General features: G+C 67.9%; 8 protein-coding genes. All 8 read left to right on the forward strand.

Features of this window, described 5'->3' with window-relative positions; all coding sequences use genetic code 11:
- The first annotated feature begins 292 nt into the window (after positions 1-292).
- Entirely contained in the window at positions 293-1,699 is a 1,407-nt protein-coding gene (zwf, locus tag ACFPME_RS16925) for a glucose-6-phosphate dehydrogenase (RefSeq protein ID WP_377306864.1), read from the forward strand.
- Positions 1,693-2,418, forward strand: coding sequence for an HAD family hydrolase (locus ACFPME_RS16930; protein WP_377306865.1), 726 nt, complete (start codon positions 1,693-1,695; stop codon positions 2,416-2,418). Before zwf ends, ACFPME_RS16930 begins: the two co-directional genes overlap by 7 nt.
- A 54-nt stretch (positions 2,419-2,472) precedes the next feature.
- The gene (gene tal / locus ACFPME_RS16935) at positions 2,473-3,576 is read left to right on the forward strand and encodes a transaldolase (RefSeq protein WP_377306867.1); all 1,104 of its coding nucleotides are present in this window, start codon (positions 2,473-2,475) and stop codon (positions 3,574-3,576) included.
- The gene (pgi, locus tag ACFPME_RS16940; RefSeq protein WP_377306868.1) at positions 3,573-5,237 is read left to right on the forward strand and encodes a glucose-6-phosphate isomerase; all 1,665 of its coding nucleotides are present in this window, start codon (positions 3,573-3,575) and stop codon (positions 5,235-5,237) included. The genes tal and pgi overlap by 4 nt, the downstream gene beginning before the upstream one ends.
- A complete protein-coding gene (gene pgm, locus ACFPME_RS16945) occupies positions 5,234-6,880 on the forward strand; it encodes a phosphoglucomutase (alpha-D-glucose-1,6-bisphosphate-dependent) (RefSeq protein WP_377306869.1) in 1,647 nt (548 codons plus the stop codon). Before pgi ends, pgm begins: the two co-directional genes overlap by 4 nt.
- Before the next feature lie 122 nt (positions 6,881-7,002).
- Positions 7,003-9,054 (forward strand): transketolase, encoded by a 2,052-nt coding sequence (tkt, locus tag ACFPME_RS16950; RefSeq protein ID WP_377306870.1) that lies wholly within the window; start codon positions 7,003-7,005, stop codon positions 9,052-9,054.
- Between the two features lie 253 nt (positions 9,055-9,307).
- Positions 9,308-10,840 carry an efflux transporter outer membrane subunit gene (locus ACFPME_RS16955; RefSeq protein ID WP_377306871.1) on the forward strand — a complete coding sequence of 511 codons (1,533 nt, stop codon included), beginning with the start codon at positions 9,308-9,310 and terminating at the stop codon, positions 10,838-10,840.
- An 11-nt stretch (positions 10,841-10,851) separates the two neighbouring features.
- Positions 10,852-12,012: an efflux RND transporter periplasmic adaptor subunit gene (locus ACFPME_RS16960; RefSeq protein ID WP_377306872.1), complete on the forward strand. Its 1,161-nt coding sequence runs from the start codon at positions 10,852-10,854 to the stop codon at positions 12,010-12,012.
- The last annotated feature ends 5 nt before the right edge of the window (positions 12,013-12,017 follow it).

Genomic DNA, 12,017 nt, shown 5'->3' on the forward strand with positions numbered 1-12,017 from the left:
TCGCCGGCGCCGGCGCTTCCGGGAACATGGCAGGCAAGGAGAGGGCGCATGAACTACGAGGGCCGCTGCCGTGGCGGCAGCATCTCGTTTGAAGTCGACGGCTGGATCGGCGGAGCCCCTGGTTCGTGCCGCGGAACGTCGGGCTTATGCATCAATTTAACTTGCCGGCGCGCAGGCTGAAAGGTAAACCGCCGGTGCGACCTGGTTGAGGCAACATCCCATTTCGCATCGTGTGCCGTGTGCGCTGCGCTTGCAGCGCACACGGCCAAATCCCATGGAGAGAACGCCCGTTATGCCGACACCCCGCTCGGATGCCCTGGTCTTTTTCGGCGCCACTGGCGACCTGGCCTACAAGAAGATCTTCCCCGCTTTGCAGGCGATGATGCTGCGCGACGGACTGGACCTGCCGATCATCGGCGTGGCGCATTCGGGCTGGGGCGTCGAGCAATTGCGCCAGCGCGCCCACGACAGCCTGGCGCAGGCCGCCAAGGACCACGGCGGCAGCGTCGACGAGGCGGCCTTTGCGAAGCTCGCTGCGCGGCTGCAGTACGTCGATGGCGACTACAACGACGTGGCCACGTTCAAGAAGTTGAAGCAGGCGCTGGGCGATGCGCAGCGGCCGCTGCATTACCTGGCGATCCCCCCGGGCCTGTTCGGCGTGGTGGCAACGAATCTGCAGCAGGCCGGTTGCGCCGACAGTGCGCGCATCGTGGTGGAGAAGCCGTTCGGCCGCGATCTCGCTTCCGCGCGGGCGCTGAACCGCACGCTGCACGGCGTGTTTCCGGAGTCGGCGATCTTCCGCATCGATCACTACCTGGGCAAGGAGCCGGTGCAGAACCTGCTGTACTTCCGCTTTGCCAATACCGTGCTGGAGCCGGTGTGGAATCGCAACTACATCGACAGCGTGCAGATCACCATGGCCGAGAACTTCGGCGTGGACGGCCGCGGCTCGTTCTACGAGGGCGTGGGCGCGATCCGCGACGTGCTGCAGAACCACCTGCTGCAGGTGACCTCGCTGCTGGCGATGGATGCGCCGGTGGGCGGCGATCCCGAATCGCTGCGCGCCGAGAAGCTGCGGCTGTTCCGCGCGATGCGCCCGCTGGATCCGAAGGACGTGGTACGCGGCCAGTTCAACGGCTATCGCCAGATCGATGGCGTGGCGCCGGATTCCGATGTGGCGACATTCGTGGCGCTGCGCCTGTACATCGACACCTGGCGCTGGGCCGGCGTGCCGTTCTATATCCGGGCTGGCAAGAACCTGCCGATTACCACCACCCAGGTGATGGTGGACATGAAGACGCCGCCGCTGCCGATCTTCGAGGAGATCGGCCCCACGCAGTCGAACTACTTCCGTTTCCGGCTCAGCCCCGAGGTGGTCATTGCCGAGGGCGCACGGGTCAAGAAGCCCGGCGAGGCGATGCAGGGCGAGGCGGTGGAGCTGGTGGCGCGACATGCGTCGGCACCGGAAATGTCGCCGTATGAGCGGCTGCTCGGCGACGCGATCCGCGGCGACAACGCCCTGTTCACCAGCGACGAATGTGTCGAGGCGGCGTGGGCGGTGGTCGATCCGGTGCTGCACGACCAGCACGGCGTGAGCTTCTACGAGCCCGGCAGCTGGGGTCCGCCTGCCGCGGCGAAAGTCGTCAGCGGCGACGAGGGCTGGCACGATCCGAAGACCGAGGAGAGCGCGCCATGCTGAGCCGCCATGAATCCGTTGCCGACTCGGCTGCGTCGGTGGCATTCCTGCTCGACGTCGACAACACCCTGCTCGACAATGACCGCTTCGCCGCCGACCTCGGCGACACCTTGCTGCAGGCCTTTGGTGCCGACGCGCGCGACCGCTACTGGGCGATTTACGCGCGACTGCGCGACCAGCTCGGTTACGCCGACTACCTCGGCGCGCTGCAGCACTTCCGCGAGGGCCTCGACAACGACCCCTCGCTGCTGCAGATGTCGAAGTACCTGCTGGAGTATCCGTTCGCCGAACGGCTGTATCCGCATGCACTGGAGACCATCGCGCACCTGCGCACGCTGGGGCCCGCCGCGATCCTGTCCGATGGCGACGTGGTGTTCCAGCCGCGCAAGATCCAGCGCGCCGGCCTTTGGGACGCGCTGCGCGGCGAGGTACTGATCTACCTGCACAAGCAGCGCATGCTGGTGGCGATGCAGCAGCGCTACCCGGCTGCGCATTACGTGATGATCGACGACAAGCCGCATGTCCTGGCCGAGATGAAGCAGCGGCTGGGCCAGCGGCTGACCACGGTGTTCGTGCAGCAGGGCCACTACGCTGCCGAGGCGGCAAACGAAACCATCGACCCCGCGCCGGACATCACCATCGCGTGCATCGGCGATCTGCGCGGGCGTAAGCTTGCCGATTTCCTGCAGGACGCGCCCGTCATCAGTCTTCCGGCAGGCTGAAGGCCTGCCCGCACCGAAACCGAATCCGCATCGAACTGGAGCCATGGAGCAAGCATGAAAGCGACCCGGCAATTGCACGACCTCGGCCAGAGCCTGTGGCTGGACAACATCACCCGCAGCCTGCTCGACGACGGCACGCTCGCGCGCTACATCGCCGAGGACTCGATCACCGGCCTCACCTCCAATCCCAGCATCTTCGATGCCGCGATCGGCGACGGCGACGCCTACGACGCCGGCATCCACGCCAAGACCCTGGCCGGCTTGTCCGGCGAGGCGCTGTTCACCGAGCTGGCGCTGGAAGACCTGCGCCGCGCCGCCGACCTGTTCCAGCCGGTGTTCGACGCCACCGATCATGTCGATGGCTGGGTCTCGATGGAGGTTTCGCCGCTGCTGGCCGCCGATACCGCCGGCTCGGTAGCTGCAGCGAAGAAGATCCACGCGCAGGGCCGCCGCGACAACCTGTTCGTGAAGATTCCCGGCACCCCCGAGGGCGTGCCGGCGATCGAGGAGGCGATCTTCCTCGGCATCCCGATCAACGTGACCCTGCTGTTTTCCTGCGACCAGTACCAGGCCGCCGCCGACGCCTACCTGCGCGGCATCGAACGGCGCGTCGCGGCCGGCCTGGACCCGAAGGTCGGTTCGGTGGCCTCGCTGTTCATCAGCCGCTGGGACGTGGCCGCCAACAAGCAGTTGCCCGAGGCGCTGCACAACAAGCTCGGCATCGCGGTGGGCCAGCAGACGTACCGCGCCTACCGCAAGCTGCTGGCGTCGGAGCGCTGGAAGAAACTCGCCGCCGCCGGCGCGATGCCGCAGCGCCTGCTGTGGGCCAGCACCGGCACCAAGGATCCGGCGGCCTCCGACACGCTGTACATCAGCGCCTTCGCCGCGCCCGACACCATCAACACGATGCCCGAGAAGACCCTGCACGCGTTCGCCGACCACGGCGAACTGCACGGCGTGATGGCGCTCGACGGCGGCGACACCGACACGATGCTGGCCCAGATCGCCGATGCCGGCGTGCACATCGATGCGCTGGCGCTGAAGCTGCAGCAGGAAGGTGCCGAGGCATTCGTCAAATCGTGGCATCAGCTGCTGCAGCGGATCGCCGACAAGGCCGGCGCGCTCGCCGACAAGTCGAACGGGCCCGCGCTGCGATGAGCCACCCGAAACTCACCCGGCTGCCGCAGTGGCAGGCACTGAAGCAGCACCACGCCACGATCGGAGCGAAACACCTGCGCGAGCTGTTCGCCGCCGATCCCAGCCGCGGCGAGCGGCTGGCCGTGGAGGACGTCGGCCTGTACCTGGATTATTCCAAACAGCGCGTGGATGCCGACACCTTACACCTGCTGCGCGAACTCGCCGAAGCCTGTGCATTGCCGCAGCGGATCGAGGCGATGTTCCGCGGCGACCGGATCAATACCACCGAGGATCGCGCGGTACTCCACGTGGCGCTGCGCGCACCCGCCACCGAGAAGATCCTGGTGGACGGCCACGACGTGGTGCCGGACGTGCACGCGGTGCTCGATCGCATGGCCGCGTTCTGCGACCAGGTGCGCAGCGGCGCGTGGCTGGGCCACAGCGGCAAACGCATCCGCAACGTGGTCAGCATCGGCATCGGCGGCTCGGACCTCGGCCCGGTGATGGCGTACGAAGCGCTGCGCGCCTACAGCCGGCGCGAGATGACGTTCCGCTTCGTCTCCAACGTGGACGGCACCGATTTGGTCGAAGCCACGCGCGATCTCGACGCCGCCGAAACGCTGTTCATCGTCTGCTCGAAGACCTTCACCACGCTGGAGACGCTGACCAACGCGCACGCCGCGCGGCGCTGGTGCGTCGACGCACTGGGCGACCAGAAGGCGGTCGCCAGACATTTCGTGGCGGTTTCCACCAACGCCGGTGAAGTGGCCAGGTTCGGCATCGACACCACCCACATGTTCGGCTTCTGGGACTGGGTGGGCGGGCGCTACTCGATGGATTCGGCGATCGGCCTGTCGACCATGCTGGCGATCGGCCCGACGCATTTCCGCGAGATGCTGGCCGGGTTCCACGCGATGGACACGCATTTCCGGCGCACGCCGCTCGAACGCAACCTGCCCGCCCTGATGGGTCTGCTGGCGGTCTGGAACGGCAACTTCCTCGACGCGGCCACCGTTGCGGTGCTGCCGTACGAGCAATACCTGAAGCGCTTTCCGGCGTACCTGCAGCAGCTGACGATGGAGAGCAACGGCAAGCACGTCACGCTGGACGGCGCGACCGTCGATTACGCTACCGGGCCGATCTACTGGGGCGAACCGGGCACCAACGGGCAGCATTCGTTCTATCAGCTGATCCACCAGGGCACGCGCCTGGTGCCGTGCGATTTCATCGGCTTCAGCCAGACGCTGAATCCGCTGCCTGCCCAAGACGGCGGCGATCAGCACGACTTGCTGATGGCCAACCTGATCGCGCAGGGCGAAGCGCTGGCGTTCGGCAAGACCGCCGACGAGGTGCGCGCCGAGGGCACGCCCGAGGCGCTGGTGCCGCACCGCACGTTCGAGGGCAACCGGCCCAGCACGACGATTCTCGCCGCGCGGCTGACCCCGCATGTGCTCGGCACGCTGATCGCGCTGTACGAGCACAGCGTATTCGTGCAGGGCGTGATCTGGGACATCGATTCGTTCGACCAGTGGGGCGTGGAGCTGGGCAAGCAGCTGGCGAAGACCACCATCGCCGAGCTGACCGCGACGGGCGAACCGAAGCTGGGCCACGACAGCTCCACCAACACCTTGATCCGTCGCTATCGCCACTTGCGCGATGACGCGACCACGGGAAACGCATGAGCCAGAAGATCAGCCCACTCGCCGGCAAGCCGGCACCGAAGTCGATCCTGGTCGACGTGCCGAAACTGCTGGCCGCCTACGTCGACCTGAAGCCCGACCCGTCGGTGCCGGCGCAGCGCGTGGCGTTCGGCACCTCCGGCCACCGCGGCAGCTCGTTCGAGCGCAGTTTCAACGAGGCGCACATCCTGGCGATCAGCCAGGCGATCTGCGAATACCGCCAGTCGAAAGGGATCGACGGCCCGCTGTTCATCGGTGCGGACACGCACGCGCTGTCGCAGCCGGCGTTCGAGAATGCGCTGGAGGTGCTGGCCGCCAACGGTGTGCGCACGATGATCTCCACGGCCGGCGAGTTCACCCCGACACCGGCGATCTCGCACGCGATCCTGGTCTACAACAAGGGGCGCGACGCCGGTTTCGCCGACGGCATCGTGATTACGCCGTCGCACAACCCGCCCGACAACGGCGGCTTCAAGTACAACCCGACCAATGGCGGCCCGGCCGATACCGACATCACCAAGTGGGTGGAGAACCGCGCCAACGCGCTGCTCGAGGGCGGCCTCAAAGGCGTGAAGCGGATGCCGTACGCGCAGGCGCGCAAGGCCGCGACCACGCAGGAGCACGACTACCTCAACACGTATGTCGCCGACCTCGCCAGCATCATCGACTTCGACCTCATCCGCCGCGCCGGCGTGCACATGGGCGTCGATCCGCTGGGCGGCGCCGGCGTGCTTTACTGGGCGCCGATCGCCGAGCGCTACAAGCTCGACCTCACCGTAGTCAGCGACGAAGTCGATCCCCAGTTCGCCTTCATGAGCGTGGACTGGGACGGCAAGATCCGCATGGATCCCTCGTCGAAGTACGCGATGCAGCGGCTGATCGGATCGAAGGACCAGTACGACGTGGCGTTCGCCTGCGACACCGACCACGACCGCCACGGCGTGGTCGCCCGCAGCAGCGGCCTGATGGAACCGAATCACTATCTGTCGGTGCTGATCGACTACCTGTACCGGCACCGGCCGCAATGGGGCGCGCATGCCGCGGTCGGCAAGACCGTGGTGAGCACCGCGCTGATCGACCGCGTGGTGCAGCGGCTCAGCCGCCAGCTCTACGAAGTGCCGGTCGGCTTCAAATGGTTTTCCGAGGGACTGTTCGACGGCTCGCTCGGCTTCGGCTGCGAGGAAAGTGCCGGCGCCTCGCTGCTGCGACGCGACGGTTCGGTATGGACGACCGACAAGGACGGCCTGGTGCCCGCGCTGCTCTCTGCCGAAATCACCGCGCGCGAAGGCAGGGACCCGGGCGAACTGTATGCGCGGCTGACCGACGAGCTCGGCAAGCCGTACGCCAACCGCGTCGAGGCCGCCGCCACGCCGGCACAGAAGGCCAAGCTGGCGAAGCTGTCGCCCGGCCAGCTGAAGAGCGACCAGCTCGCCGGCGAAAAAATCGAACAGGTGCTGGACAAGGCCCCCGGCAATGGCGCGGCGATCGGCGGCATCAAGGCGATCGCCGCCAGCGGCTGGTTCGCGGCGCGCCCGTCCGGCACCGAGGCGATCTACAAGATCTATGCCGAAAGCTTCAAGAGCGAAGAACACCTGCAGAGCCTGCTGGCCGAAGCACAGAAGATCGTCGACAGCGCGATTGCCTGATCGCACGCCGAAGACAGTGGCGCGACGTCGGCCGCGATCGCCCTTGTATCGGCAGAACCATGGAGCATCGCGACGGAAGTCGCTCCCACCGCCACTGCGAAACCACCCCACCGGAGAATCCCATGTCCAGCGACCTCGACCAGCAATGCATCAACTTGCTTCGCTTCCTGTCGGTGGACATGGTGCAGAAGGCGAACAGCGGCCACCCCGGCCTGCCGCTCGGCGCCGCGCCGATGGCCTACGCGCTGTGGACGCGGCACATGAAGTACCACCCGGCCGATCCGCAATGGGTCGACCGCGACCGCTTCGTGCTGTCTGCCGGCCATGGATCGGCGCTGTTGTACAGCCTGCTGTTCGCCACCGGCTACGACCTGTCGCTGGACGACATCAAGCAGTTCCGGCAGTGGGGCAGCAAGGCACCGGGGCACCCCGAGTTCGGTCATACGCCCGGTGTCGAGGTCACCACCGGGCCACTGGGCCAGGGCCTGGCGAACGCGGTGGGCATGGCGATCGGTGAGGCGCATCTGGCCGCGCGCTACAACCGCGACGGCCACATGATCATCGATCACCACACCTGGGCGATCGTCAGCGATGGCGATCTGATGGAAGGCGTGGCCAGCGAAGCGGCCTCGCTGGCCGGCCACCTCAAGCTGGGCAAGCTGATCTGCCTGTACGACGACAACGACGTCACCCTGTCCGCCGGCACCGACATGACCTTCTCGGAGGACCGCGCCAGGCGGTTCGAAGCGTACGGCTGGCAGACCATCAGCGTTTCCGACGGCAACGACCTGGACGCCATCAACGCCGCGCTCGATACCGCCCGCGCCGACACCACGCGGCCGTCGTTGATCCTGGTGCGCACGCATATCGGCTACGGCTCGCCCGAGCAGGACAGCTACAAGGCGCACGGCTCGCCGCTCGGCGTCGAGGATGTGAAGAAGACCAAGCAGGCGCTGGGCTGGCCGGTGGAACCGGACTTTCTGGTGCCCGACGCCGCACTGAAACACATGCGCGAAGCGCAAGATCGCGGTGCCAGGGCGCAGCAGGCATGGAACAGCCGTCTGGACGGCTATACCAGGGCGTTCCCGCAGCTGGCCGCGGAGCTGCAGGGGCGGCTGCGCGGCGACCTGCCGGCCGGCTGGGATGCGGACGTTCCCGTCTTCCCCGCCGACGCCAAGGGCATGGCCACCCGCGTCGCCGGCGGCAAGGTGATGAATGCGTTCGCGCAGAAGCTGCCCGCGCTGTGCGGCGGCTCGGCCGATCTGGATCCGTCCACCCATACCGCGCTGAAGGGCCTGGGTGACTTCAACCCGGCGGTCGAGCCGCCGGACGAGGACAAGCAGGGTTCCGACGGCGGCGGCTGGAGCCACGCCGGCCGCAACTTTCACTACGGCGTGCGCGAACATGCGATGGCCGCGATCAGCAATGGCCTGGCCGCGCACGGCGGCTTCATCCCGTTCGATGCGACCTTCCTGATCTTCTCCGACTACATGCGTCCGGCGATCCGCCTCGCCGCGCTGATGGGCCTGCACGTCGTGCACGTGTTCACCCACGACAGCATCGCGCTGGGCGAGGACGGCCCCACCCACCAGCCGGTGGAGCAACTGGCCAGCCTGCGCGCCATCCCCAACCTCACGGTGATCCGTCCGGCCGACGCGAACGAGACCGCGGTGGCGTGGAAAGTCGCGGTGGAATCGACCGGGCACCCGCTGTCGCTGGCCCTGACCCGGCAGGACGTGCCCACGCTCGACCGCATCCGCTACGCCAGCGCCGAGGGCTTGCGCAAAGGCGCGTATGTGCTGGGCGACGCGAAGGACGGCAAGCCGTCGCTGATCCTGATCGCCAGCGGCTCCGAGGTCGGCCTGATCCTCGACGCGGCGGAGAAACTGCAGGCCGACGGCATCGCCGTGCGTTGCGTGTCGATGCCCAGCTGGGAGTTGTTCGACGCCCAGCCGCAAGACTATCGCGACCAGGTCCTGCCGCCCCGGGTCACCGCGCGCCTGGCGGTCGAACTCGGCGTGGCGCAGGGCTGGGAGCGCTACGTCGGCGCCCGCGGCGACATGCTCGGCATCGACCACTTCGGCGCTTCCGCCCCGGCCGACGTGCTGCTGCGCGAGTACGGTTTCACGGTCGCCAACGTGGTGGCGCGGGCGCACGCCTTGCTGGCCGGGTGACGCCCCTCGCAGGGGCACGGCTAGCCTTCCTCTGGTGTGGCCGCGCGGCCGCCGACGATCGGCGCCCGCAGGCCGGCAAGCATGGCGCGCTGCCCGGCCGCGATCGGTGATCGTGCGGCCCCGGAGCCGGCATCTGCCGGCTCCGGGGCCGACCCGGTCGAGAAATTCGAAGTTTGTGACGATTGCCCTATATATCTGAACTATCCAGTCTGCTATTTTGCCGGCCCGGTGCTCCCTTGCCCAGGCTATCCCCTTGTCCCTTCTTCTGTCTGATGCCAAACCTGTCTCGTTGATCGGCGCTTTCGCGTTGCTGGCCGGCCTGGCGCTGGCCGGTTGCGCGGTCGGTCCCGACTACCGGCGCCCCGCTGCGCCGCCGGTGGACCGCTTTACGGCGCAGCCACTGCCGGCCGGTACCGCGGCAATCAGGGTTGCCGGCGGTGACGCGCAGCGTTTTTTGCAAGGCCGCGATGTGCCGGCGCGCTGGTGGACGACGTTCGGGAATGCCGAGCTGACCCGGCGGGTGACCACGGCGCTCAGCCATAGCCCCACCGTGGCGTCGGCCCAGGCCGCCCTGCGCCAGGCGCAGGAGAACGCCAATGCGGCCCACGGCGGTCTGTTCCCGTCGCTGGACGCCGGTGCCGGCGCCACCCGCCAGAAACAGTCCGCCACGCAGTCGGTGGGCTCCGCCGGGCCGGGCCCGTTCACCGTCTACAACGCCTCGGTCAGTGTCGGCTATACCCTCGATCTGTTCGGCGGCGTACGCCGCGGGATCGAGGCGCAGCTGGCGCTGGCCGACTACCAGCGCGCCCAGCTCGACACCACCTACCTGACCCTGGCCGCCAACGTGGTCACCGCCTCGCTGCGGGAGGCCTCGCTGCGCGAGCAGCTGCGCGCGACCGAACAGATCCTCGACATCCAGAGCAAGAGCCTGCAGATCGCCCGCCAGCAACAGCAGATCGGCTCGAAGTCGCTATCGGACACGCTGGCCGTGCGCGCGCAGCTGGCCGCCACCCAGGCCACCGTGCCGCCACTGCGCGCCCAGCTCGCCGCGACGCGGAACCAGCTGGCGACCTACCTGGGCATCACGCCGGCCCAGCTGGAGCTGTCGCCGCTGACGCTGGATGTCATCAGCCTGCCGCGCGACATTCCGGTCAGCTTGCCTTCGGGCCTGGTCGAGCAGCGCCCGGATATCCGTGCGGCCTCGGCACAGCTGCATGCAGCGTCGGCCCAGGTCGGCGTGGCCACCGCGGCGATGCTGCCGCAGATCACGCTGTCAGGCAGTGCCGGTTCGCAGGCGTTGCGCGCAGGCGACTTGTTCTCCGCCGGCTCCGGCGCCTGGTCGCTGGGCCTGGGCCTGACCCAGCCGCTGTTCCACGGCGGCGAGCTGCTGCACAGGAAGCGCGCCGCCCAGGCCGGCCTGGACAAGGCCGTGGCGGACTGGCAGCAGACCGTGCTGGTCGCGTTCCAGAACGTCGCCGATGCGCTGCAGGCGCTGCAATACGATGCCGAAGGACTGGCCGCGCAGGTCGTCGCCGAGAGCGCGGCATCGCAGCAGCTCGCGCTCACCGACAGCCAGTTCCAGCTCGGTTCGACCGGCTATCTCAACCTGCTCGATGCCCAGCGCAGCTTCCAGCAGGCGCGCATCGCCCTGATCCAGGCGCGCGTCGCGCGACTGGCCGATACCGCCGCGCTGTATGCCGCCCTAGGCGGCGGCTGGCGCAGTGATGCCGGCATGGCCAACCCCGCGGCAAACACGCCCACCCCACCACCCACTGCACCCCACTGAGGAGTTCGCGCATGCCTACGCGCGTCGACAAGAAGCCCAGCACCACCAAGCGCATGATCTGGATGATCGTCGGCGTGCTGCTGTTGATCGCGCTGATCGCCGGCATCAAGGTGTTGCTGGTCATGCGCATGATCCACGGCATGCCGAAGCCGGCGCCGTTCACGGTAAGCACCACCGACGCCCGCGCACAGCCATGGCAACCCGCACTGAGCGCCGTCGGCACCCTGCGTGCAGCCAACGGCGCCGACTTGGCGATGGATGTGGCTGGCCTGGTCACCGAGGTGAACCTGAAATCCGGCCAGGACGTGAAGCAGGGCCAGCTGCTGCTGCAGTTGCGCGACGGCGACGACTTAGCCCAGCTGCAACAGCTGGAGGCGGCGGCCCAGCTGTCGCAGCTGACCTTCGAGCGGGCGCGCAAGCAGCTTGCGGCGCAGGCGATCAGCAAGGCCGATTACGACGCCGCCGCCGCCGATCTCAAGGGCAGGCAGGCCGCGGTGGCGCAGCAGAAAGTGGTGGTGGCCAAGAAGCAGTTGCGCGCGCCGTTTGCCGGCCGCGCCGGCATCGTCACCACCAGCCCGGGTGACTATCTCAGCGCCGGCACCATGGTGGTGACGGTGCAACAGCTCGATCCGCTGTTCGTCGATTTCTACGTGCCGCAGAGCGAACTGGGCCGGTTGCAGGTGGGCCAGGCGGTGAACCTGAAACTGGACGCGTATGCCGGCCGCAGTTTCAGCGGCAAGCTCAGTGCGATCAGCCCCAAGGTCGATCTCGGCACGCGCAACGTGCAGGTCGAGGCGACCGTGCCCAACCACGACAAGGCGCTCACCCCGGGCATGTTCGCCAAGGTCAGCGTCGATGTCGGCAACCAGCAGCCCCGCTTGACCCTGCCGCAGGCGGCGATCGTCTACAACCCGTACGGCGACACCGTGTACGTGGTGCAGCCGTCCAAAGGCAAGGACGACAAGGGCCAGCCGCTGCCGCCCACGGTGAAGCAGACCTTCGTCACGGTTGGCGAGACCCGCGGCGACCAGGTGGCGATCCTCAAGGGCATCGAGCCCGGCACCGCGGTCGTGACCAGTGGCCAGATCAAGCTGAAGAACGACGCGCCGATCGCGATCGACAACCGCGTCAAGCCGGCCGACAGCGCCCACCCCGCGCCGCAGGAGCACTGAGCGAA

This window comes from Rhodanobacter umsongensis (assembly GCF_042654965.1).
Classification (GTDB): domain Bacteria; phylum Pseudomonadota; class Gammaproteobacteria; order Xanthomonadales; family Rhodanobacteraceae; genus Rhodanobacter; species Rhodanobacter umsongensis.